General features: G+C 61.8%; 23 protein-coding genes. 13 read left to right on the top strand and 10 right to left on the bottom strand.

Annotated elements, in window-relative coordinates; genetic code table 11:
* The first annotated feature begins 209 nt into the window (after positions 1–209).
* The 4 genes from C5J22_RS07640 (at position 210) to C5J22_RS07625 (ending at position 3602) form a co-directional block, all read left to right on the top strand.
* On the top strand, positions 210–2399 hold the full coding sequence (locus C5J22_RS07640; protein ID WP_105437771.1) for an anthranilate synthase: 2190 nt from the start codon (positions 210–212) through the stop codon (positions 2397–2399).
* Between the two features lies 1 nt (position 2400).
* The gene (locus C5J22_RS07635; RefSeq protein ID WP_371412569.1) at positions 2401–2904 is read left to right on the top strand and encodes a GNAT family N-acetyltransferase; all 504 of its coding nucleotides are present in this window, start codon (positions 2401–2403) and stop codon (positions 2902–2904) included.
* Positions 2905–2990: 86 nt separating this feature from the next.
* Positions 2991–3272: a type II toxin-antitoxin system RelE/ParE family toxin gene (locus C5J22_RS07630; RefSeq protein ID WP_105438110.1), complete on the top strand. Its 282-nt coding sequence runs from the start codon at positions 2991–2993 to the stop codon at positions 3270–3272.
* 27 nt (positions 3273–3299) lie between these two features.
* Complete coding sequence (locus tag C5J22_RS07625) at positions 3300–3602, top strand: HigA family addiction module antitoxin (RefSeq protein WP_105437770.1); 303 nt, start codon at positions 3300–3302, stop codon at positions 3600–3602.
* Between the two features lie 45 nt (positions 3603–3647).
* Here C5J22_RS07625 and C5J22_RS07620 read toward each other — a convergent pair whose 3' ends face one another.
* A complete protein-coding gene (locus tag C5J22_RS07620; protein WP_105437769.1) occupies positions 3648–4595 on the bottom strand; it encodes a LysR family transcriptional regulator in 948 nt (315 codons plus the stop codon).
* A 185-nt stretch (positions 4596–4780) separates the two neighbouring features.
* Between C5J22_RS07620 and C5J22_RS07615 the strand changes: the two genes are divergently transcribed.
* Genes C5J22_RS07615 through queF form a run of 3 tightly spaced genes read left to right on the top strand, consistent with a single transcriptional unit; the run spans position 4781 to position 7861 of the window.
* The gene (locus C5J22_RS07615) at positions 4781–6355 is read left to right on the top strand and encodes an MFS transporter (protein ID WP_105437768.1); all 1575 of its coding nucleotides are present in this window, start codon (positions 4781–4783) and stop codon (positions 6353–6355) included.
* A gap of 22 nt (positions 6356–6377) precedes the next feature.
* Positions 6378–7400, top strand: coding sequence for a cation diffusion facilitator family transporter (locus C5J22_RS07610; RefSeq protein ID WP_205837165.1), 1023 nt, complete (start codon positions 6378–6380; stop codon positions 7398–7400).
* Positions 7397–7861 (top strand): preQ(1) synthase, encoded by a 465-nt coding sequence (queF, locus tag C5J22_RS07605; RefSeq protein WP_105400469.1) that lies wholly within the window; start codon positions 7397–7399, stop codon positions 7859–7861. Before C5J22_RS07610 ends, queF begins: the two co-directional genes overlap by 4 nt.
* A gap of 101 nt (positions 7862–7962) precedes the next feature.
* Here the strand turns inward: queF and C5J22_RS07600 are convergent, their stop codons facing one another.
* Together C5J22_RS07600 and C5J22_RS07595 are read right to left on the bottom strand one after the other, a co-directional pair.
* The gene (locus C5J22_RS07600) at positions 7963–8823 is read right to left on the bottom strand and encodes a DUF2076 domain-containing protein (RefSeq protein ID WP_105438108.1); all 861 of its coding nucleotides are present in this window, start codon (positions 8821–8823) and stop codon (positions 7963–7965) included.
* Positions 8824–8932: 109 nt separating this feature from the next.
* Positions 8933–9517 carry a HupE/UreJ family protein gene (locus C5J22_RS07595; protein ID WP_105437767.1) on the bottom strand — a complete coding sequence of 195 codons (585 nt, stop codon included), beginning with the start codon at positions 9515–9517 and terminating at the stop codon, positions 8933–8935.
* 195 nt (positions 9518–9712) lie between these two features.
* Here C5J22_RS07595 and C5J22_RS07590 point away from each other — a divergent pair, with 195 nt between their 5' ends.
* Positions 9713–10321: an ATP-dependent Clp protease proteolytic subunit gene (locus C5J22_RS07590; RefSeq protein ID WP_038549469.1), complete on the top strand. Its 609-nt coding sequence runs from the start codon at positions 9713–9715 to the stop codon at positions 10319–10321.
* A 100-nt stretch (positions 10322–10421) separates the two neighbouring features.
* On the opposite strand, the gene C5J22_RS07585 is transcribed toward C5J22_RS07590, so the two are convergent.
* The 5 genes from C5J22_RS07585 to C5J22_RS07565 all read right to left on the bottom strand — a co-directional run bounded on the left by C5J22_RS07585 (position 10422) and on the right by C5J22_RS07565 (position 17510).
* Positions 10422–11456 carry a MerR family transcriptional regulator gene (locus C5J22_RS07585; RefSeq protein WP_105437766.1) on the bottom strand — a complete coding sequence of 345 codons (1035 nt, stop codon included), beginning with the start codon at positions 11454–11456 and terminating at the stop codon, positions 10422–10424.
* A 208-nt stretch (positions 11457–11664) separates the two neighbouring features.
* The gene (locus C5J22_RS07580) at positions 11665–12417 is read right to left on the bottom strand and encodes a hypothetical protein (RefSeq protein WP_105437765.1); all 753 of its coding nucleotides are present in this window, start codon (positions 12415–12417) and stop codon (positions 11665–11667) included.
* A 153-nt stretch (positions 12418–12570) separates the two neighbouring features.
* Positions 12571–15267 carry an EAL domain-containing protein gene (locus C5J22_RS07575; protein WP_105437764.1) on the bottom strand — a complete coding sequence of 899 codons (2697 nt, stop codon included), beginning with the start codon at positions 15265–15267 and terminating at the stop codon, positions 12571–12573.
* Positions 15268–15415: 148 nt separating this feature from the next.
* Positions 15416–16387: a class I SAM-dependent methyltransferase gene (locus C5J22_RS07570; protein WP_172746561.1), complete on the bottom strand. Its 972-nt coding sequence runs from the start codon at positions 16385–16387 to the stop codon at positions 15416–15418.
* A gap of 178 nt (positions 16388–16565) precedes the next feature.
* On the bottom strand, positions 16566–17510 hold the full coding sequence (locus tag C5J22_RS07565) for a sensor domain-containing diguanylate cyclase (RefSeq protein WP_105437762.1): 945 nt from the start codon (positions 17508–17510) through the stop codon (positions 16566–16568).
* A 284-nt stretch (positions 17511–17794) separates the two neighbouring features.
* On the opposite strand from C5J22_RS07565, the gene C5J22_RS07560 reads away from it, so the two are divergent.
* The 5 genes from C5J22_RS07560 (at position 17795) to C5J22_RS07540 (ending at position 22388) form a co-directional block, all read left to right on the top strand.
* A complete protein-coding gene (locus C5J22_RS07560) occupies positions 17795–18973 on the top strand; it encodes a benzoate/H(+) symporter BenE family transporter (protein WP_105437761.1) in 1179 nt (392 codons plus the stop codon).
* A 38-nt stretch (positions 18974–19011) separates the two neighbouring features.
* A complete protein-coding gene (locus tag C5J22_RS07555) occupies positions 19012–19281 on the top strand; it encodes a BrnT family toxin (protein ID WP_105426918.1) in 270 nt (89 codons plus the stop codon).
* Positions 19262–19504: a type II toxin-antitoxin system BrnA family antitoxin gene (gene brnA / locus C5J22_RS07550; RefSeq protein ID WP_205837164.1), complete on the top strand. Its 243-nt coding sequence runs from the start codon at positions 19262–19264 to the stop codon at positions 19502–19504. Before C5J22_RS07555 ends, brnA begins: the two co-directional genes overlap by 20 nt.
* A 326-nt stretch (positions 19505–19830) precedes the next feature.
* A complete protein-coding gene (gene leuA, locus C5J22_RS07545; protein ID WP_105437760.1) occupies positions 19831–21561 on the top strand; it encodes a 2-isopropylmalate synthase in 1731 nt (576 codons plus the stop codon).
* Between the two features lie 227 nt (positions 21562–21788).
* On the top strand, positions 21789–22388 hold the full coding sequence (locus tag C5J22_RS07540; RefSeq protein ID WP_172746560.1) for a hypothetical protein: 600 nt from the start codon (positions 21789–21791) through the stop codon (positions 22386–22388).
* A 156-nt stretch (positions 22389–22544) separates the two neighbouring features.
* Here C5J22_RS07540 and C5J22_RS07535 read toward each other — a convergent pair whose 3' ends face one another.
* Positions 22545–23390: an anti-sigma factor gene (locus C5J22_RS07535; protein ID WP_105437758.1), complete on the bottom strand. Its 846-nt coding sequence runs from the start codon at positions 23388–23390 to the stop codon at positions 22545–22547.
* Between the two features lie 2 nt (positions 23391–23392).
* Positions 23393–23878, bottom strand: a complete 486-nt coding sequence (locus C5J22_RS07530) for an RNA polymerase sigma factor (RefSeq protein ID WP_105437757.1) — start codon at positions 23876–23878, stop codon at positions 23393–23395.
* Positions 23879–23892: the final 14 nt, after the last annotated feature.

Here is a 23892-nt window from a genome sequence, read left to right as displayed (position 1 = left end):
ATGGAAATTCGCTTGCGCGGCTCGAAAACCCAAGCTAACAATTCGGCCCATGATGAATTCGATGAACATCGCTAACTGGTGGCCGGCACGCTCAACGCGGCCTTGACCAGTCATGTCCATCGACAAGACCACAAGCCGCCCGGAACCCGAGGCGGCTTTTTTGTTATCCGCCGCAGGCACCCGGGCAAAGACATTGGAGAGGCAGGACAATGGTAACGATCATTCGGGATGACGGTTCGGAAGTCTACGAGACGAGGGGCGGAATTGCGGTCAGCAGGCAGCGGCGCGCAGCCCCTTATGCGGATGCGATCTCCTCCTATGTCGACAGGCTCGACGAACGGCGCGGCGCGGTGTTTTCCTCCAACTACGAATATCCGGGCCGCTATACCCGCTGGGATACAGCGATCGCCGATCCGCCGCTCGGGATCTCCTCGAATGGCCGCAGGGTGTGGATCGAAGCCTTCAACGGCCGCGGCGAGGTGCTGCTCGGTTTCGTCGCGGACAAGCTGAAGACGGTGACCGAACTGACGCTCGGGGAGCGGACGGCCCGGCGCCTCGATCTCACCGTCAACGAGCCGACTCGCGTGTTCACCGAGGAAGAGCGCTCGAAGATGCCGACGGTGTTTTCCGTGCTGCGGGCAATCGTCGACCTGTTCCATTCGGAAGCGGATTCGGCGATCGGCCTGTTTGGCGCCTTTGGTTACGACATCGCCTTCCAGTTCGACGCGATCAAGCTTTCGATGCAGCGGCCGGAAGACCAGCGCGACATGGTTCTGTTCCTGCCCGATGAAATTCTCGTCGTCGACCATCATGCCGCCAAGGCCTGGATCGACCGCTACGACTTTTCCAAGGACGGGGTGACGACGGAAGGCAAGGACCAGGAGATCGCGCCCGACCCGTTCCAGCGCAACGATACGATACCGCCGAAGGGCGACCATCGGCCCGGCGAATATGCGGCTCTCGTCACCAAGGCGAAGGAAAGTTTCCGCCGCGGCGACCTGTTCGAAGTGGTGCCGGGGCAGAAGTTCATGGAACGCTGCGACTCGAAGCCTTCGGAAATCTCCAACCGGCTGAAGGCGATCAATCCGTCGCCCTATTCCTTCTTCATCAATCTCGGTCATCAGGAATATCTGGTCGGCGCCTCGCCGGAAATGTTCGTGCGGGTGTCGGGCCGGCGTATCGAGACCTGCCCGATTTCCGGGACGATCAAGCGCGGCGAAGACCCGATCGCCGACTCGGAGCAGATCCTGAAGCTCCTGAACTCCAAGAAGGACGAGTCCGAACTCACCATGTGCTCGGATGTCGACCGCAACGACAAGAGCCGCGTCTGCGAGCCGGGTTCGGTCAAGGTGATCGGCCGCCGGCAGATCGAGATGTATTCGCGGCTCATCCACACCGTCGACCATATCGAAGGGCGTCTGCGGCCCGACATGGACGCGTTCGACGGCTTTCTCAGCCACGCCTGGGCCGTCACCGTCACCGGTGCGCCAAAGCTGTGGGCGATGCGGTTCATCGAGAACCACGAAAAGAGCCCGCGCGCCTGGTATGGCGGGGCGATCGGAATGGTCGGTTTCAACGGCGACATGAATACCGGGCTTACGCTGCGCACCATCCGCATCAAGGACGGCATTGCCGAGGTGCGCGCCGGCGCGACGCTGCTCAACGACAGCGATCCGAACGAGGAAGAAGCCGAAACCGAACTGAAGGCCTCCGCCATGCTGACAGCAATCCGTGATGCAAAGGCCGGCAATGCGGCGAAGGCCGGCCGCGACGTGGCGCGGGTGGGGCAGGGGGTCAAGATCCTGCTCGTCGACCACGAGGACAGTTTTGTCCATACGCTCGCCAACTACTTCCGCCAGACGGGTGCGACTGTCTCGACCGTGCGCACGCCGGTGCCGGAAGAAGTGTTCGACCGCTTCGATCCGGATCTCGTCGTGCTCTCGCCCGGGCCTGGCAATCCGAAGGATTTCGACTGCAAGGCGACCATCAAGATGGCGCGCTCGAAAGGCCTGCCGATCTTCGGCGTCTGCCTCGGCCTGCAGGCGCTGGCCGAAGCCTATGGCGGCGAACTGAGACACCTGGCGCTGCCGATGCACGGCAAGCCGTCGCGCATCCGGGTGCTGGAGCCGGGCATCGTCTTCTCCGGGCTTGCCAAGGAAGTCACCGTCGGGCGTTACCACTCGATCTTCGCCGATCCGAAGACGCTGCACCCGGATTTCATGATCACCGCCGAAAGCGAAGACGGCACGATCATGGGTATCGAGCACGTCAAGGAGCCGGTGGCGGCGGTGCAGTTCCACCCGGAATCGATCATGACGCTCGGCGGCGATGCCGGCATGCGGATGATCGAGAACGTCGTGGCGCATCTGTCGCGACGGGCAAAGACCAAGGCGGCGTAAGGTGTTGCCCGAGACCATCCCGATCGAATCCATCCGCGAAGAGCATATCGAGAGCTTTCACAAGGCGCTCGACATGGTCTCGCGGGAGCGAAAATACCTGAGCTTCCTGGAGGCGCCGCCGCTTGAAGACGTGCGGCCTTTTGTACTCGACAACATCGAGAACGGCCATCCGCAGGTCGTCGCCGTCGTCGATGGAGAAGTAGTCGGCTGGTGCGATATCCGCCGGCATCCCCGCCCGACCGCCGCCCATTGCGGCGCGCTCGGCATGGGCATCATCCCCGGTTATCGCGAAAAAGGGCTCGGCACGCGGCTGATCCGCGCTGCAATCGGGCAGGCCCGAGACCGCGGCTTCCACCGGATTGAGCTGCATGTGCATGCCGACAACGTGAGGGCGATCGCGCTCTATGAAAAGGTCGGTTTCGTGCGCGAGGGCGTGGCGCGCGATGCGGTGAGGATCAACGGGCGGTACATCGACAGCATCGGGATGGCGGTGGTCTTCGGGTAGGTGGTCCAGAAAGGTATCATTGGATGATACCTTTCTGTTGACTATTGTTGGTATCTCTCTATGATACGCTCATCGGGAGGCCTGCCGTGATCCGATCGTACAAAGACAAGCTTACCCGCTCGATCGATGACGGTACGGTCAGGAAAGGTTTCCCTCCCGATCTTGTTCGTCGCACCCAGCAACTGCTGACGGTGTTGAATGCGGCCACCTCTTTGGAAGACCTCCGTTCCCCTCCAGGCAATCGCCTGGAAAAACTCTCGGGAGATCGGGAAGGGCAGTATTCCATCCGCATCAACAAGCAGTGGCGGATTTGCTTCGTCTGGACAGAAGCTGGGCCTGAGGAGGTCGAGATTGCCGACTATCACTAAGCCCACCACGGCACACAGGAGACCGCTATGAGTATCAGCCACCTTCCGCCGATCCATCCCGGCGAGATTCTGCGTGATCTCTATCTGGAACCGCTGGAGATGACGCCCTATGCACTGGCCAAGAAACTCAATGTCCCACGCACCCGAATAGAGCGTATCGTCGCGCAGAAGACCGGGATCACCTCGGATACAGCGTTGCGGTTGGCCAAGTTCTTCAAGACCTCTCCGGAATTCTGGATGAATCTGCAGAACAGTTTCGATCTCAAGATCGAGGCCGAGAACCTCAGGGACGAACTTGAGCATATTCCGGAATACGAAGCGGCCGCGTAGTGGCCTTTGGCATTCGCAGACCGTGCCGGTTTCGCTAACTCGGCATTATTCAGCGGCACCCGCGAGCAACGAAGCTTCCGGCGCCGCCGGCAACCTTTCGCATGTTTCCGCAAACAGCTTCTCGCTCAAGAAATCGACCAGCACCCGGACTTTCGGCGACAGATGCCGGCTGGAGGGCCAGAGGAGGTGGAACTGGCCGGGGGCGTCGAGGTGTTCGTCGAGGATGGTCCGCAGCCGGCCGTCGGCGACCGGTTCCCTTGCCAGGAAATCCGGCATGCAGCCGATGCCGAGGCCGGCGATGACGGTGCTGCGCAGCGCCTCCATGTTGTTGCAGGTGAGCGCCGTGCGCAGGTGCGGCTCGGCGCCTTCGGGCGGCAGGGTGATCGGCCAGTCCTGCAGCTTGCGGCTGTTTGGATAACGAAAGAGGATCGCCAGATGGCCGTCGAGCTCTCGCGGGCATTGCGGGATGCCGTGGCGGTCGAGATAGGTCGGGGCGGCACAGAGGAGCATCCGGAACGGCCTGAGCGTCCGTGACATCAGCCGTGAATCCGGCAGGTTGCCGCTGCGGATCGCCACGTCCACCTCCTCGTCGATTAGGTCGACGATCCGGTCGTTGAAGTCGAGATCAAGTTCGATCTCAGGATAACGCTCGACGAATTCCGGCAGCACCGGCAGCAGGAGATGATAGGTGACGATCGGCGCGCTGACGCGGAGCTTTCCGCGCGGCACGGCGACGGCACTCGCCAGCGAGGCTTCGGCATCATTCAGGTCGTCGAGCACGCGGCGGCACCGTTCGTGGAAAAGCCGTCCTTCTTCTGTTAGGCGAAGGCTGCGGGTCGAGCGCTGGAAAAGCCGGACGCCGAGTTCCTTTTCGAGATTGGTGACGGCCTTGCCGACCGCCGACGCCGACAGGCCGAGCACCCGGCCGGCAGCGACGAAACTGCCGAGATCGGCGGTGCGCACGAAGGCCGTCAGTCCACCCAGACGATCCAATAGCGTCTCCCATTCGAGCGTTTTCTTCCGCCATATAAGGAACGGACCGGGGATTTTCCAAGCATTGCATCGGATTTATCTTGTGTTGGTGACATAAAGCCCTCCGGCCGGGTGGGTTCAAGGCGGTGGCTTCTCCCAAAGGCCGCCCGCCTTCCCCTTTGCTCCAACACAGCGGAATCTCCGATATGAGAGACAACACACATGCTGTAACGGCAGCCGGACGGCTGTTCGTTCTGATCGCAGTCTGCTGCGCGGCGATTGCCATGCCGCTGACCTTTACCGGCACGGCCGTCGGCCTTCCCGCCATCAGCCGGGCGCTCGGCGGCAGCCCGATCGCCCTCAACTGGGCCACCAATGCCTTCATGCTTTCCTTCGGCAGCACGCTGATGGCTGCCGGCGCGCTCGCCGATAGTTACGGACGCAAGCGGATTTTCCTGAGCGGCCTCGGCATTTTCGCGCTGTTCTCGACAGGTCTTGCCTTCGCGGGTGATATCGTCTGGTTCGATGTGCTGCGGGCGCTGCAGGGCATCGGCGCGGCAGCCGCCTTTTCCGGCGGCATGGCCTCGCTCGCCCAGGAATTCGACGGTGCGGCGCGGCTCAGGGCATTCAGCATCGTCGGTGCCAGTTTCGGCATCGGGCTCGCCTTCGGTCCTATCGCGTCAGGCTGGATGATCGCCATGTTTGGCTGGCCGGCGATTTTCGTATTGGTGGTCGCCCTTGCGGTAATCGCCTTCATTCTCGGCGCGATCTTCATGCAGGAATCACGCGATCCGGACGCGTCCGGCCTCGATTGGAAGGGCGCGCTCAGCTTCACGGCGGCGCTGACCGCTCTGACCTTCGGCGTGCTGCAGGCGCCGGAAAGCGGCTGGGGCGACCCGCTCGTCATCGTCATGCTGCTGGCGGCAGTCCTGCTCTTCCTGGCCTTCGGCCGGATCGAACGGACTGTGGCGCGGCCGATGCTCGATCTCACGCTGTTCCGTTATCCGCGTTTCGTCGGCGTACAATTGCTGGCGGCGGCCCCGGCCTATGCGTTCGTGGTGCTGCTCATCCTCCTGCCGGTGCGGTTCATCGGCATCGAGGGCATGGACGAGATTGCCGGCGGGCGGATGATGATCGCGCTCTCCGGGCCGCTCCTCATCCTTCCGATCGCCGCCGGGCTGCTGACGCGCTGGTTCGCGCCGGCGACGATTTGCGGCGCCGGCCTGGCGATCTCGGCGGTTGGCCTGTTCTGGCTCAGCCGGTTCCCGGTCGGCTCGGAGCCGATACTACTGATTGCGCCGCTCCTGACGATCGGGATCGGCATCAGCCTGCCCTGGGGCCTGATGGACGGTCTTGCCGTCAGCGTCGTACCGAAGGAAAGAGCCGGCATGGCGACCGGCATCTTCAGCACCACGCGCGTGGCCGGCGAAGGTGTTGCGCTTGCGGTGGTGACGGCGGTGCTTTCGGCGCTCACCAGCGCGAACCTCGGCAGCGACACCGGTGATCAGGCGGGCGCGATCGCGCAGCGGTTGGTGACCGGCGACCTCCAGGATGCGGCGAAGCTTCTGCCGTCGATCGACCAGGCGGCCTTGCTGCAGGGGTATGGCGACGGGTTTTCGTCGCTCCTGTGGCTGCTGACCGCGATCACGGCGCTGACGGCAGTGGTGGTGTTCCTCTTCCTCGGGCGGGGAAGCGAGACGGTGGAGGACCTCGAGGAGGAGGCGGAAGTGGCCACCGCGATGCAATCCGACAAGGCGCGATTAGGCCAGCCGGCCCTTTGACAAACCCGCTCATCTGAGCGATATGCAGGCTATTCGAAACCGCCGGAGCGAAACCATCTCGCTCCGGCGGTTTCGCCGTTTTGGACCTCCGGTCCTGCAAATCATTCGCACGCGCAAAAAGGAAGACATCGTGCCGAGGGAAGTCAAAATCGTCGAGCGGCTGGCCTTCTGGGGCATGCCGCTGTCGCTCGGCGTCATGTCCTTGAAGATGCTGGCGTGGTGGGTGACAGGCTCCGTCGCGCTGCTGTCGGACGGGCTGGAATCCTTCGTCAACGTGGTTGCCGCCTTCATCGCCTATTTCGTCATCCGTTATGCGCAGCGGCCGGCCGACCACGACCATCAGTTCGGTCATCACAAGGCGGAATACATGTCGGCGGTGGTCGAAGGCGGGCTGATCATCGTCGCGGCATTCCTGATCATCAGCGAGGCCTGGGACGGGCTGCTCGCGCCGAGACTTCCGGATGCGCCGGTGCTCGGCCTTGCGATCAACGGGCTTGCGGCGGTCATCAATGCATTCTGGGCAACAACCCTGATCCGGGTCGGCACTGCCCATCATTCGCCGGCGATGGCGGCCGATGGCCAGCACATCATGTCCGACGTGGTCACCTCGGCCGGGGTGTTCGCCGGCCTCATCCTGGCGATTGCAACAGGTTATGCGATCCTCGACCCGGTGCTCGCCATCCTGGTCGCGATCAACATTCTCTGGCAGGGCTACAAGGTGATCGCCCATTCCATCGGGGGGCTGATGGACCGGGCGCTGGAGCCGGACGAGGAGGCGGCGGTGCGCGAGGCGATCGCCACCCATTCTGGCGGCGCGCTCGGCGTCCATGATCTCAAGTCACGCCGGGCCGGGGCTGCGGCCTTCATCGATTTTCATCTGGTCGTACCGGCCGACATGACCGTCGAAGAGGCGCATGTGATCTGCGACCGCTTGGAAGATGCGATCAAAGCGAGTATTGCCGGCGCCACATTGGCAATCCATGTGGAGCCCGAAGGCGAGCGCGCCCATGGACAGAAAGTAGACGTTGAAGGAACAGGCAAATGACGATGACCGATGTCACCGGGCTCTCGCAGCTCGGATCCCAGGTTGAGGCTCCGCAGAGCCCGGAAACCGCGGTGCTGGAAAAGGTGCCGAACGGCAACCAGGGCACCGATTACGTGGTGCGCTTCACGGCGCCGGAATTCACCTCGCTCTGCCCGATGACCGGCCAGCCGGACTTCGCCCATATCGTCATCGACTATATTCCGGACGGGTTCCTGGTGGAGTCGAAGTCGCTGAAGCTGTTCCTGCACTCGTTCCGGAACCACGGCGCGTTCCATGAGGATTGCTCGATCTATATCGCCAAGCGGATCGTCGACCTGCTCGCCCCGAAGTGGCTGAGGATCGGCGCCTACTGGTATCCGCGCGGCGGCATTCCGATCGACGTGTTCTGGCAGACGGGCGAGGCCCCGGCCGGCGTATGGCTGCCGGAGCAGGGGGTCGCGACGTATCGGGGACGTGGGTGAGGAACGGTCCGGCGAAGCCGGAGCAATCGATCCAGTGAATCGATTGCAGTGACGAACGCGCTGAGCCAAAGCGAAGCGCCGGAATGGCGCGGCGCGCTCCCTCACACGTCCATCGAATCGTCGCTGCCCAAATCGCTGTTGTCGAAATCCGCCTGGTCGTCGGAGAAGTCGTCGTTGCCGTAATCGGCTTGCTGCAGGCCGGAATTGTCGGCTGCATCATTGGTGTTGGCGGTGGCGCTTTTGTCATCCGAGGCCTGGCGGATCGCGTCATCGCCGAAATAGTTGTTGTTGATGACGGTTTCCTCGCCCGAGGCGTTGCCGCTGCCGAAGGGGTTGCTGCCGGCGAGCGGCGAGCCCCAGCCGAGCGAGTTCATGTGGCTGCCGAAAATGCCGGACAGCGAATTGGCGAGCAGTATGCCGCCGGCGACGCCCGCAGCGGTTCCCAAAGCGCCGCGCAGGAAACTGCCGCCGGCTGACGGGGCGGATGTCTGGCCGCTCCAGGGGACGGCGGAGGGCGGAGGTGCACGATACCCGTCGTCATAGTCGCTGCCGGTGCGGTAGCTCTGACGTGGGGCGGCACCCCATGGGCCGGGCTGGAGGCCGGATTGGGACCCCGCCTGTGGACCGGTTCGAAGACCGGGCTGCGGGGCGGGGGAATGCTGGGCCTGGCCGGTGCCGAAGATCGAGCTCAGAAATCCGCCGCTCTGTTCGGCGCGGTGATGATCGCTGGTCTCCGCTTCGAGCTGGCGGACGCGGTCTTCCAGTTCCTTGATATGGTTGGCGGCAGCTTCCAGGCCCTTTTCCTGCACGATCACGGCCTGGGCCAGATAATAGGTGGCGTAGGGCTGTTCGCGGGTTGCCTGGTCTATCAAGGTCTCGGCATCTCCGTCGCGCGGCGTGGCGGCGGCGGTGCGGATGCGGTCGAAAAGGGCAGTCAGGAGCTGGCGTTCTTCCGGTGACATGTTTGCCTCCTTGCAGGCGTTTGCCGTCACCAGGAAGGTAGGCAGGGATTCCGGCATTTCAAAGCCGGAATCCCTTACATTTCGGTAATCTTGGCCAGTGACCGGGGGCTCAGCCGAAGGCCAGCGAAAGGCCGAGAAGCGCGGTCCCGGCGCCGAGGATACGGGCGATGTAGGGGCTGAAGCGGGCGATGCCGAGGCCGAGCGCGATGCCGGCTGCATGCAGGAACGCGGTGGCGATCATGAAGCCGATGCCGAACTGCAACGCGCCTGCCGAGCCGAGCTCGCCGCCATGGGCGTGGCCGTGGAACAAGGCGAAGACGCCGACCACTGCCGCTGCAGCCGAAACCGGCAGTTTCGCCGTCGTTGCGACGAGCAGGCCAAGCCCGATGACCGAGGCGAGGATTGCCGGTTCGACGAAGGGGAGGCCGGCGCCGCCGAGGGCGAGCAGGAAGCCGGCGGCCATGGTGCCGACGAAGGCCAGGGGGATTGTCCACAGCGCATTGCGGCTGCTGCCGATCGCGATCTGTGCCGCCCACAGGCCGACGGCGACCATGACCAGGATATGGTCGGCGCCGAACAGCGGATGGGAAAACCCGGCGAGAAACGAGCCGTGCGCGGCCGGGTCGAGATGCGCGAAGGCGGGTGCGGTGGCGGCGGCAAGAATGGCGGCGGCGAGCGAAAGGCGTTTCAGCATTTGGTCCCCTGGAAATTATGTGCATGCGGAATGACTGCGAAGATAGGCAAGCGCTTTGTGGCTGTCCATCGGCAATTGCCGCGGCAGGAGGCTCGGTACTACGTCATTCACCTTAGTCCGTGGAAGGTGCCGTCTTAGACTCTACGCTCCATTGTTTTACGGCGGCGAACACATTATGTCCGGTATATGAATCTGATGCAGGAGACTCTCAGCGTGCTCGACGACGAAGACGACAAGGACGACAAGACCAAGGAACTGCCGCTCGGCAAGGAAACGGAAGCGAATCTTTTCAAGTCGCGTTCGATCTTCATCTATGGAACGATTACCCAGGAACTGGCGCAGAAGGTCAACACGCAGCTCGTGGCGCTTGCCGCCGCCAGCGACGAAGACATCCGCGTCTATGTGAGCTCGCCCGGCGGCCACGTGGAATCGGGCGATTCGATCCATGACATGATCAAGTTCATCAAGCCGAAGGTCTGGATGATCGGTACGGGCTGGGTCGCATCGGCCGGCGCTCTGATCTACGTGTCCGTTCCGAAGGAGCGCCGCATCTGCTTGCCGAACACCCGCTTCCTGCTTCATCAACCGTCCGGCGGTACCCGCGGCATGGCATCCGATATCGAGATCCAGGCCCGCGAAATCATCAAGATGAACGAGCGGCTGAACAGGATCATGGCCGAAGCCACTGGCCAGTCGGTCGAGAAGATCGCCGCCGACACGGACCGCGACTATTGGCTGTCAGCCGAAGAAGCCAAGGTCTACGGCCTGGTTTCGAGGATCGTGACGTCGCAGAGCGAAATCTGATCGCTCCCTGCCATCTGAATTGAAAAAGCCCCGCCGGTTCCGCCGGCGGGGCTTTTTGTTGTTTGCAGGCTCGCATTGCCCGCGGATGGGCCCATGCGGTTCAGGCGACCTGCGGACGCCAGGCGATGACGCCTTCCGTGCGGGCGCGGACGTCCGGAGCGGCAAGGCAGGTGGCGACGGCCTCGTAACCGGGTGCACCCGGGACGGGCGCGACGCGGCTCGGCGGACTGTGGTTGGCGGGGCAGAGGATGATCGCCTCGTCCGGCCCGACGGCGCCGAGATCGAGGATCGCCGAGGAGCGGGTCATGACGAAGAGTGGACGGGCGCCGGGACCGCGATTGCGCAGATAGGCGGAGACTGCTTCCTGCGACGGCTGGTCCAGACCCTGCTCGATCATGTCGATGACCAGGATGCCGTCCGCGTCGGCTTCGACGGTCACGAGGAGGGCGGTGAGGGCAGGCGTTGGCGTAGCGCCCTCCTCGACAAGCCAGGCGAGCGATTGCTCGACGCGTAGCTTCTGCGCCGGATCGGTTTCCATCCGTGCCCGGGCGTCGGCGGCGCCGTTGGCGGCGCGATCGAGATCGACGAAGGTCGCGCCCGGAAGATGTTCGGCGATCGCCTTGGAGAACCGGGTCTTGCCGCTGCCGAGCGGGCCGATGATGTAGTTGAGCGGCCTCACGTCCCTGAGTTCGAAGCGTTCGCCGCCCCAGGGCCAGGGAAGGTCGAACGCTGCGACGATCTCGGCCGCCGGACGCGTCAGGCGCGTCAACTCGTGCATCCGCGGCGGTTCGCCGACGGCAAGGTCCGCGCGCAGGTTGCGGACTCTTTCGACCGTCTCGGCGATCCTGTGGGCTTCCGTTTCGAGCCTCGCCTGGTGGGCGGCAAGAGCGGGCGCAAGGTCCTGCGCCTCGCCTTTCAGCACCCGCGCCACCTGCGCGAGGCTGAGGCCAAGGGCTCGCAATGCGGCGATCTCGCCGGCGCGGGCCATTTCGACAGGGCCGTAGGTCCGCCATCCGGCCGCGGTGCGTACCGGGGCGATCAGGCCGCGCTGTTCATAGAGGCGCAGCGCCTTCGGGGAAATGCCGAGCCGTTCGGCGGCGTCGGACGGGCTCAGGTAGCGTGCGGAAGAACTCAAGGAATCACCTCGCCGGTTGTTGACCGCTCCTCCTATCGGGGCAGCCCCAGGGGCCGGGTCAACATCTGTTTTGCGAGGCTCGATTTTTTCCGAAGGCGGTTCGCAACGGAAAGAGGGTTTAGTCGGCGGACTTTTCCTTCGGCGTGTTCATTTAGGCGCGATGGTTCAGGGTTCTCTTGAAATTGAACCGACGGGAGCAGCTGTACGATCAAGCCGACCTCGATTGCCGGGTGGTCTCCACGACCTGCTGAGCGAGGTAGAACAACAGGAAGATGGCGGCATTGAATTCCAGCAGTTCCTCCACCGCCGAGAGCGTGCGGGATGTCGTGGCTACATCAACGACCTGCGCCATACCGATCAGTCCTACGTGAAGGAAAATCAGAACGTGGTTCGAAAGCCACGGCCATTCTGCATCGATGCGCATGTTCCATACAACTCTCAGCGCAAAGACCAATGTGCCGAGGGAAATGGCAAGAATGAGTCCAATGAACGCCCAGCCAAGACCCGGGCTGAGCTCGTCCAGAAGCCGGTAGGCCAAGATCAGCAAATCATGGAAACCATCCAGTTCGCCTCCACCGTAGAGAGCTGGCGGTTGAAATCCAAGGATGCGAGCGCCGAAGCTTGTCTCATCCATCAACTCAGCGAGCCCAAGCAGGCCGCCCAACGACAGAGCCGCACGCGGGCCAGATACGACAGTAGCTGCTCCCGCCAACAGCACAACGCTTGCCAGGCACACGGCGCCACCCGTTTCGATGATGCCGTCCTCCCCGAGAAGCACGGCTCGGGCACTTGGTACGAAAACGGCCGTCAAGGCACTGCCAGCGGTGCAGAGGGCGACCACCGTCAACGGCCATATGAGCCATCGAAGTTGGCTGGTCTGCGAAGGCAGATGGGGGAAATCCAAGTGCGTAGATGTGTCACCATCGTCAATGTCTTCAGCACGAATTTTGAGGTTTTTCATCGCTCTACCGTGTCATCTGTTTGTCACAAACTTACCGGTTTGACGAATGGTTGACCAATAACATTAGCTTTCAGAAGGTTTCAAAGGCCGATCCGGCGGTCGAGCCGGTCGCTCTGTTTTGCGAGGTTCGGTTTTTTTCCGGAGGCAGTTCGCTCAGTCGACCAGCGCTAGCGATGGCGCGAACCACGTATGGTTGCCTGCCCGCCAGTCCGTCGCGAAAGCGATGAACTCGTTGGCCGGCATCGGTTTTGCGAAGACGTATCCCTGCAGGGTCTGGCAGCCGAGGCTGCGCAGGATGTCCACATGCGCTGCCGTCTCCACCCCTTCGGCGACGATCTCGATGCCCTGGGAGCGGCCGATCTCGATGATCGAGGCGACCAGCCGGCGCTGCGAGCCGGCGGCTTCGAGCGGTGCAATCAGCTTGCGGTCGATCTTCAGCCGCTTGGGCCCGAGTTCGAGAAGGCTGACGATCGAGGCATGGCCGGTGCCGAAATCGTCGATTTCGATATCGATCCCGAGCGCCTTGAGGTCGAGAATGGCGGACCTCAGTTCCTTGTCCTGATCCTCGAAGGAGATCGATTCGAGAAGTTCGAACGACAGGGTCCCGGGCGCGATCGGCAGTTCGGCCAGTCGTTTGAACAGCCTTTCGTCCTTCAGGCGCTGCGCCGAGATGTTGACGGAAAGATGCGGGATATCGAGGCCAAGCGCGCTCCATCTCACCGATTGGAAGAGCGCCTTTTCGAGAATGATCGCATCGATATCGGCTGACCGGTGCAGGCTCTCGGCGATCGCCAGGAAACTGTCCGGCGCCAGCAGGCCGCGTTTGGGATGCTGCCAGCGGGCCAGCGCCTCGACGCCGACTATGTCGAGCGAATGCGCATCGAACTGGGGCTGGAAAAAGGGGATGATCTGGTCGCCTTCGAGCGCGCTCAGGAACTCGTCGGACATGCGCTTGCGCTGCACGACCGCCGAGCGCAGTTCCTTCGAGAAAACCTCGACGCGGTTGCGGCCGCGCTTCTTGGCTTCATAGAGCGCGATATCGGCGTTGATCAGCAGTTGGCTCAGTTCCTCGCCGGCTACGGACTGGCAGGCGATGCCGGCGCTGCAGCCGATGCGACATTCATGCCCGCCGATATCGATGGGGCGGGCAAGGGTGTTGACGATCGACTGGGCGAGGTATTCCGCCCGGCGCTGCGGCTCCGTCCCGCCGGTCACGACGACGAATTCGTCACCGCCGATGCGGGAGGCGAACTCGTCGTGGTCGATCAGTTCGAGCAGGCGGGACGTGGCCACTTTCAGGACCGCGTCGCCCGCCGCATGGCCAAGCGTGTCGTTGACTTCCTTGAAGCGGTCGAGATCGATGTGGATGAATGCCAGCCGGTGACCCGCAGCCTGGTTTTCTCCGGCGGTCATGAACTGGTCGAGGAAGCGCCGGTTTGGCAGGCCCGTTAGGGCGTCGTGCAACGACTGGTGTTCGAGCGTGCGCCTTGCCGAACGCAATTCGTCGTTCTGCAATTCGGCCTTCGTCTGCGCCAGCCGCAGTTCGGAATGCAGCGTGACGTCCCTGGTGACGTCCCAGTTGGCGCCGACCACCCGCTTGACGCCTCCCGCGGTCCGGTAGGTGGCTCCGTGCGCACGGATGTGGCGGATCTCGCCGCTGTGGGAGACGACACGGAACTCGGTACGGTAACTCGTTTCATCCATGAGCGCCTTGCGGAAGTAGGCTTCGGCGGCTTCCAGGTCGTCGGGATGCAGCGCATCGCGCCAGTCCACGTATTCGAGGACATCGCTGTCCGGCGGCGCGTCGTAGAGTTCGCGCATGCGCTGGTCCCAGATCAGCGTGTCGGTCGAAGGTTCATATTCCCAGACGCCGACGCCCGAGGCCTGAAGTGCCAGTTCGAGGCGCTGTGACAGCGTTTCCAGCTGTTCCTCGCGCTGCTGCAGAGTGAGGATGTTGCCGTGGCGCTGTTTCATCAACAACCCGGCCCAGAAGAGCGGGGCGGCGATGCAGAAGGCGATCAGAAGGGCGGTGATCCGGAAGCTGAACATGTCCGGCGGCGAGCTCTGCCATCCGCCTTTCGGGACTGCGGCGAGATACCAGGTGTCGTAACCAAGCTCGATCCTCGACTTGACGGGGTCCTGCGAAAATATGGCGCCCTTTCCAAGGAAAATGTCGCGCTCGGCGGGGATGGGCCGCTGCGAGATTGTAATGTCCAGTGCTTGACGCTGGGTATTGACGTTGCTGTCCGCGTAGAGCCTGTCGAGGTCGATGACCGCCGAAACGACACCCCAGAACCGGCCGTTGGCAAGCGAGAAGACCGGATAGCGGGCAATCAGCCCTTGGCCGCCCTGCACCAGATTGACCGGCCCCGTAATGACGAGCGTCCGCCGCTCGACGGCTCTCATCACGGCATCCCGCTGGAGCTCGTTGGTGCGGTAGTCGAGGCCGAGGGCCTTCTTGTTCGCCTCTTCGGGGTAGACCAGGCCGACGACCAGATCCTTGGCGGCGACGACGTTGCGCAGCTGCGACGGAACGTCGAAAATCCGCTCCGAAAGCGCCGTGAATTGCGGCTGGTTGATATTCGGGTTGGCGGCAATGGCGGCCACCAGCCCGTAGATAAGGTTGACGTTGCCGTGGATGTTGGTCTCAAGGCTTGCAGCGACCCGGGCGAGTTGCTCGGCTGCCTTGACCTGCTGTGCCACGTGATATTGTTCGCGTTTCTCGACATCGGCGCGGACGACACCGACCAGCAGGCCGGCGACAGCAAGGATGGCCGGGAAGAAATAGCCGAGGCCGAAGAACTGAAGACCAGACGATTTCGATTTCGAGATGAAGGGCAGCGAGGTCATTGGGATTTCCGATGGTGTCCCCCACTGTGGCCGACAAAATTTAAGATTGTCTAATTTATCCTCGCGTCAGTTAGATTTGGCGCGGATAGCTCCGATCCAAAGACCGACAGGGTGGGAAAAAGGCTTGCCGCATCGGCGTATGAGAGTTCTATACCGGCGTGTGCTCCGGCGCGCCCGGCCGGCGCCCGTAGACGGCGACGGAATCGTATTTCTTCTCGTCGGAGGCAAAGGCCGTTGAAAGAAGAAGCTGGATCGACCGCAGCACCGTATGCCGGCGGCCTGAAGGATGGGCGGTATATTCGCGGGTCCGGTCGTAGATCGAGGCCTCCCATTGCCGCCAGCTCGCATGGTGGTGGCGGGTATAACCCATGTATTGGAAGCTGGAGAAGGTGAAGCCGCCGAGGCCGATCACCTTGCGAAGACAGGCGGGCGTGAAGAAGTAGAGATGACGCGGCGCGTCGAACATGGCCGAGCAGACGCCGAGGCTTTTGAAATGAGTGGCCGCGCAGTTGGGCACTTCGCAGAACAGTATCCCACCCGGACGCGTCAGGAAGAAGGCCTTCTGGAGCGCCAGGATCGGGTCGCGGCAATGTTCCAGCACATGGCGCATGATCACGAGATCGCAGCTCTGTCCTTTGAGATCGGCCGGAAGCTCCTCGCAGGTGCCCGCAAGCACCGTGATGCCAGCCTTGGCCGCCTCGGCTCTTGCCGCTGCATCCGGCTCGACGCCGAGGACGTTGAAGCCGAGCGCCTTGAAACGGCTGAGGAGATCACCGCCGCCGCAGCCGAGGTCGCAGATCGAGGCGCCCGGCGGCAGATCCTTGGCGATACGCTCGGGATCGAGCGACTGGCCCTTGTCGAGGCGCCAGGCGGCATGGAGCAGCGCCCTGTCGAGGAGGGTCTGATTGACCTCCACGAGATGACCCTGCCCGTGGGTGTAATACCGGGCGGTATCATAAAAAGACGGAATTTCTTCCGAGCTGGGCATGGGGCTGACGGCACCGAGCCCGCATTCCGTGCAGACCACGAAGTCTTTATGGGTGTTTTCGGCGCCCTTTAACGGGTCGAGCGGCATATACGTCCACGGGGCAGTCTGCCCACCGCAGGAAAAGCAAGTCATCTCATGCTCCGCCAAAGATGGTCGCAATTTGCCGAGGATACCGATCTTCAACAACATGCCTAAAGTGATGATCTACCGATGGAGTATGTCGTGATATTTCGGGAATGGCGCTTGCCAATCCGCGCGTGTCGCCGAAGCACGGTATTCTGCTTTGTATCGGAGGGGATTTCGGCCGTTCCTATGCGGGGCTGATAAGGTTCCGGCCGGCACGCTTGGAACGGTAGAGGCCGTCGTCGGCGCGTTTCAGAATGTCCTCGGAGGAGGCATCGGCCGGCAGAAATTCGCTCAAGCCGCCGCTGATCGTGGCGTGATGGCCAAGCGCCTCCCGGACCTCGGTGGCGACGCGCTGGCGCAGCCGGTTGGCGATGACGATGCCATGCTCCTGCCGGGTGGCGGGCATGACCACGACGAATTCGTCGCCGCCGAGGCGGGCGAGAAAGTCGGTCTTGCGCAATTCCAGGCGACAGACGCCGGCGATCGCTTTCAGAACCGCATCGCCCATCGCATGTCCAAGCTCGTCGTTGACGGTCTTGAAGTGGTCGATGTCGAACATGAAGACGGATGTCGGGATATGCTCGTCCCGAAAAAGCTCGAACTTCAGGGCGAGCACGTCCATTAGCTTGCGGCGGTTGAAGAAGCCGGTCAGCGCGTCGGTCTCGCTCTGATGGCGCAGCTGGTTCTCGACGGCATTCTTTTCCGTGATGTTGCTGGCGACCCAGACGATCGCATCCTCGCCGTCGACCTGGAAATCAAGCGCCTGCAAGCGTCCCTCGAACCAGATCGGGTGGGCGGGACCATCGTTCTGCAGCCCCTTCACGTCGCTGCCGGAGAGGCTGTATTCGATGATATGCAGGGCACGCGAGGCGAGCGCCTTTTCGATCTCCCGCACAAAACGTTGCGCCTTCTCGACGACGAGGACGTCGTAGAGGCTCTTGCCGACGAGATAGCTGCCCTCGTGATAATAGCGGGTGTCCTTGCCGCCGAAGAGCGCGGCATAACGGCCGCTACGGGTCAGGACGAAGCAGGGGTCCGGGAGCGCTGACAGAATGAAATAAAGCTGATCGCGGGAAAAGGCGGTTTCCTGTCCGATCTGGATCTCTGGCGCAAGGTGAACTGCCGTCATTGCGTTTCCCGGAGCGTTGATGCAATCCGGGCTGCATGGCCGGACCGACCGGAAGCAACGGGCGCACGGTCCGGAGACTACCGCCAAACTCCTTCCAAATTATCAACAGATGCAAATATTCGCAGGAACGAATAAAGGCGGGGGCGGCAGCCGGCAAAGATAAATGGCTGGCTGCAGCCATGGCTTTCCATCTCGGCCGTACCCTTTTGCGGCAAACGCACCTTGCCTTTGCTGGCGGGCCTATGTTCGATTGCGGACTTTCAAATTCATGAGTCCCAGCCGGTATGTTCAAGGATTTTTCCGTTTCAGCCCTGATGATGGGGCTGCTCACTGCCTTTGTCGGGTTCATCAGCTCGTTTGCGGTCATCATGCAGGGGTTGCAGGCGATGGGTGCGACCGCGCCGGAAATCGCCTCGGCTCTCCTGGCGCAATCGATTTCGATGGGTTTGCTGGCGATCGTGTTCTCGAGCTTGTACCGGATGCCGATCAGCATCGCCTGGTCGACGCCGGGGGCGGCGCTTCTGTCCGGCATCAGCATGATCGAGGGCGGATTTCCGGCCGTGGTCGGCGCTTTCGTGGTCTGCGGCGTGCTGATCATTCTCTCCGGCCTGTTCCGGCCGCTCAGCCGGGCGATCCGGCTGATCCCGGCGCCGCTCGCCAATGCCATGCTGGCCGGTATTCTGCTCAGTCTTTGCCTCGCGCCGGTGAAGGCTGTCGCCTTCAATGCGGCGCTCGGCCTGCCGATCGTGCTGACCTGGATGGTCGTGGTTTCGAGATGGCGTCTCTGGGCGGTGCCGGCGTCGCTCGGCGCGCTGATCCTGGTGCTGGTCTTCGGCGTCGACCTTCCCTCGGACGCGATGGCGCAGATCGGCGCAGCGATCCATCCGGGCCTCACCTTCGTCACGCCGGTCTTCACCCTGCATGGGATGATCTCGGTGGCGCTGCCGCTGTTCATCGTCACCATGGCCTCGCAGAACATACCCGGCATGGCGATCCTGAAGGTGCATCACTACGAGCCGCCGGCGGGTGTGATGTTTGTCGGCACGGGGATATTCTCGATCCTCGGCGGGTTGGTCGGCGGCGTGCCGGTCAACATGGCGGCGATCACGGCGGCGATGTGCGCCAGCGAGGATGCCCACCCCGATCCCGCCAGACGCTACTGGGCGGCGATCGTCGCCGGCTTCGGTTACATCGTGTTCGGCCTGATCGCCGGCGGCATCATCGCCTTCGTATCGCTGGCGCCGCCGATCCTGCTGCAGGCGGTGGCGGGCCTCGGACTGATCGGCGCCTTTGCCAACGCGGCCTTTGCAGCCTATCGCGACCCGGAAACGCGGGAGGCCGCCGCGATCACCTTCCTCGTGACGGCGTCGGGTCTTTCGTTTGCGGGGATTTCCGGGCCTTTCTGGGGGCTCGTCGCGGGCGGGGTGATGATGGGATTGCAGGGCTTCGTCAGGCGTGCTTGAATGTCTGGAAATGGTATAATTTCTATATTATATTGGTCATGAAGTTCGAATTCGATCCTGACAAGAGCGCCACGAACAGGGACAAACACGGAATCGATTTCGTGGAGGCGCAGGCGTTGTGGGCAGATGAGAGGCGGACCGTCGCTCCGGTCCTGTCGGATACGGAGTCGCGATATATCCTTACGGGAAAGATTGCGGAGAAGCATTGGACCGCGGTCTATACATGGCGAGGAGACTGGCTGCGAATTATATCGGTCAGGCGCGCACGTGACAAAGAGAAGCAGACCTATGAAGACAATAACCGCTGAAGAGTTTGACAAGAAATTCGACGATGGCGAGGACATCAGCGAATATGTGGACTGGTCTAAGGTCACACGCCCGGGTCTCGAACCCAAGCGCGTCAATATCGATTTTCCGACCTGGGTCGTGAACGGGCTGGATCAGGAGGCACAGCGTCTTGGTGTTACGCGGCAGTCGCTGGTGAAACTCTGGATCGCCGAACGGCTTGAGGCAAGACGCCAAGGCAAGTGAAAGCCCACTTGCCTCTCTTCCACTCTGAGGTTATACACTTCGCCCATGACCATGACAGGCGCAATCATGTCCGACCGTTCGTCTACCCGCCGCATCGCGGCCGGGACGATGGTATTTGCGCTTTCCTCGCTTCTTAGCCTCGACCTTACGCGCGGTTGCCGGGTCCGTTGAGGAGCGCCCGGCGGCCGAAGGCCCGCCCGGCATAAGAGCTCCTCTCACGAACATTCAAGACCGAGCCACCAAAGACCGCTAAAGGTCCGCATCGACGACGGCCAATTCCCCAGACGGGTGCCGAGCGACGCGTGAAGCGAGAAGAGACGACGACAATGGACGCCAACACTCATTCCCCGAAATACGGTCATAAATCCGGGATGCCCGACGCGGCTATGAAATACCGCGCTTACCCGCCCATCAACATTCCCGACCGCACCTGGCCCACGAAAACCATCACCAAGGCGCCGATCTGGTGTTCGGTCGACCTGCGCGACGGCAACCAGTCTCTGGTCAACCCGATGGGCCATGACCGCAAGGCCCGCATGTTCCGCATGCTGCTCGACATGGGTTTCAAGGAAATCGAGATCGGTTTCCCGTCCGCCTCGCAGACCGATTTCGACTTCGCTCGCTGGTGCGTGGAAGAGGGCGGCGTGCCGGAAGACGTGTCCATGCAGGTCCTGGTCCAGTGCCGGCCTGAGCTGATCACCCGCACCTTCGAATCTCTGGAGGGCGCCCACAAGCCGATCATCCACTTCTACAACTCGACCTCCGAGCTGCAGCGCCGCGTAGTGTTCGCCAAGGACGTCGCCGGTATCAAGCAGATCGCGGTGGACGCGGCCAAGATGATCACCGACATGGCAGCCAAGGCCGCCAATGGTGCAAATGGGGGTTTTCGTTTCCAGTATTCGCCGGAAAGCTTTACCGGCACCGAGTTGGAAGTGGCGCTGGAAATCTGCAATGCAGTCACCGAGGTGATCAGGCCGACCGCCGAGGACAAGTTGATCCTCAACCTGCCCTCGACGGTGGAGATGGCGACCCCGAACGTCTACGCGGACCAGATCGAATGGATGTGCCGCAATCTCGACAACCGCGAAAACATCATCATCTCGCTGCATCCGCATAACGACCGCGGCACCGGTATCGCTGCGACCGAGCTCGGCCTGATGGCGGGTGCCGACCGTGTCGAAGGCACGCTGTTCGGCAATGGCGAGCGCACCGGCAATGTCGACGTGGTGACGCTCGCCTTGAACATGTACACGCAGGGCGTTGATCCGGAACTGGATTGCTCCGATATCGAGCGGATCAAGGCGGTCTACGAATATTCCAACCAGATGGTCATTCCCGAACGGCATCCTTATGTCGGCGAACTGGTCTATACGGCCTTTTCCGGCTCGCACCAGGATGCGATCAACAAGGGCATGAAGGCCATCAAGGTCGCCAATCACCCAGTCTGGGAAGTGCCCTACCTGCCGATCGACCCGCGCGATGTCGGCCGTTCCTACGAGGCGATCATCCGCATCAACTCGCAGTCCGGCAAGGGTGGCATCGCCTATATCCTCTCGGAGGATTACGGCCTGAACCTGCCGCGTAACCTGCAGGTCGAGTTCCGCGAGGAGATCCAGCGGATCACCGACGAAGAGGGCGTGGAGCTTCCCGCCAGGCGCATCTATGAAAGCTTCATCGAACGCTATGTCGAGCAACCCGGCGGACGGCTGAAGTTCGTCGATCACCACACCTTTCCGGCCGGGGTCGATCACAAGGGCGTTCGCGTCGTCGCAGCGGAGATCACCGACGGCGGCGAAACGAAGCGGATCGAAGGCACGGGCACGGGACCGATCGACGGTTTCATCAACGCGCTGTCGACCTATCTCGGCATAGAACTTTCGGTCGCCGACTATTCCGAACATTCGCTGCAGCACGGCTCCAACGCGTCCGCCATCGCCTATGTGGAGATGGAGCACCCGAACGGAAAACTGTTCGGCGCCGGCATCAACAAGAACATCGTCGCGGCCTCGCTCGAAGCGATCGTCTCGGCGGCGAACCGGGTGATCGAGGGGCGCTGAGGAAGGTCGGGGTTGTAAAAATTGCGGAGGGCCGCTCGACTATCTGGGCGGCCTCTTGATTGTCGCAGGAAGTTTAGAACTGGACTTGTTTTTGCTCGCCTGACGTGCAATTTGCCCATAGTGTGGCGGGAGCATCAGACGTGAGTGCCGGGAGCCAAAGCACGCATAGTACGCGAATTAATTTGTCATCACGTCTATTCGGCTGATTTTATGAATAGGTTATGGCCATGAGTGATGATGAAGCGTCATATCTCAAAAGAATCTCGATTCTCGATATTCCAGAGTTTTTTTATTTACAAATTTTATTCCGAAAAATACTCATATGCTCATTTTTCATTTTTTTTATCCTAGGTATTTTTATTGGTTTTTTCCGCTTTGATCATTCTTTCTGCGATGTGTTTTTGAGTTCTGCCGGTTCAAGTATCAACTCATTATTGATACTTGAACCTGAGACAGAGTTGTTGCGCTGCAGATTGATTTTGTCATTATATACATTTCCGGCCGTTGTGCTTACAATTTCGTTCTTATTTTCTATTTTGATCGTGCGCCATCTTTTTATTTTTACTCAAGTCGAGAGCGGAAGTTATAAATTCCAGAATTTCATGAGGGAAAGCTTTTCCATTGTAATTTTCTCTTTAGCCTTCTTGTTGGCAATATATTGGCATCCGCAGCAAGGACGATATGGAGGCTCGGGTGAGGTTTTGCTTGGCGGCGCTTTTATCATCGTCTTTGCGTCATTCGCTTGGTATATTTTTTGCGCTGCATTTCTTGCTTTGATGATACTTACAGCAACATACTTCGGGCAATTTCGAGAAAATAGATCTTGAACATTATTGACGGCTGTACGGCGGTAATGCAGCCATTTTCGCTGACAGCTGCATCCACGTTTTGTCATTACTTTTAACTTTACTGCAGTTCACCGCTCATAACTCGCTTGAATCTAAGGCGCGCTTAGGCAGCCAGGCGTTTCCATATGTCGTAGCCTAGATCAGCCCCGCCGCCTTGGCCGCGATATCATCCAGATCGGCCGCAGACGACGGGCCGACGATCATGTAGGTGGCCAGCGGCGTGACCCAGGAGACGAGGCCGGTGTCGTTGCGGATTTCCTCGATCGAGCGGTTGCCCTCGGGTCGGGTCTTGGTGAAGGAAATGGCGATCACGTCGCCGTCTCCTTCACCGTCGGTCCGGCGGTAGATAAGCTGGCCGACCGGCCCGCCGCCGGCGGCAAACAGGCGGGCGCCCTGGAAGGTCAGGCCGCTGTCGCTGAGATCGGGGATCCGAAAGCCGACGCCGGTATTGGTGGTCAGCCATTCGAGGATATCGGCAGGCCTGTCGGCTGGGATTTCAGCAAGGTGATTGGTCTGGCGCGCATAGAGCCGGTAATGGGCGATGATATCGTCCAGCCAGTCGCGGCTGCTGGTGCCGGGCATGGAGATCATCGAAAACTGCGGCACCGCGGGGTTGCTGCCGATCATATAGCCGATGCCGCCGCCGAATACGAAAAACAGGGCGCAGGCGGCCACTGCCTGCAGGCCGGACGGCTTGAAGGAAAGCGTCGGGCGCGGCCCCTGCGGCAGGCGTACGGCCCGGCGCGGCAGCGGCGCATTCTTGATGGTGCGCACCAGATCGAGCGGCACCGGCTCCTTCAGCATGTCGTCGAACGCGCGCCTTCCGAGATCGGCGCCGCGCTTCAGCGCGTCGTGCAGGGACCGCGCCTGCGGGTCGTTGACCAGCAGTTCCTCGACGTCATGCCTGTCATCGTCGCTGGCCCGGCCATCGATATAGGCGGAAAGCCGCAGTTCGAGCGGCGAGGGCTGGGGGATGTTCATCCTCATGCTCTCCGCTCGCTCGTTTCGGCGGCGGCCGCCGCCAGGCTGAGACGTGCGGTGCAAAGGCGGGCGGCAAAGAGATCCGGCTGGATGCCGAGAATGGCGGCCGCCTCCGCATAGGCGAAACCTTCCACATCGGCGAGCAGGAAAACGCTCGCCAGCCCGTCCGGCAGGCAAGCGAGGGCGTCCTTCTTCGACGGGCGGGAATTTCCGGCCGTGGACGCGTCGTCGGCGGCATTGCCCTCGGCGCGACGGCGCTTCTTGGCCTCGTCCACGAAGGTGCTGCGGATCATGCTGAAAAGCCAGCTTTCCAGCCGGCCTTCGCCCTTCCAGTGATGGCTTTTCTGGATCGCCCGGCCGGCCGCTCCACGCACCAGATCATCGGCCTCGGCCGCACTTCCCGTTAGCGTCAGCGCAAAACGGCGCAGACGCGGCAGGAGCGCTACGAGATCGCGCCGGATGTCGGTCGATGGGCTCGGCTGGGTCATGTATAGGAGCGGCT

The sequence above is a fragment of the Neorhizobium sp. T25_13 genome (assembly GCF_002968675.1).
GTDB lineage: Bacteria > Pseudomonadota > Alphaproteobacteria > Rhizobiales > Rhizobiaceae > Neorhizobium > Neorhizobium tomejilense.
The sequence above is the reverse complement of the archived record's forward strand: the minus strand, read 5'-3'. Positions and strand labels throughout refer to the sequence as shown.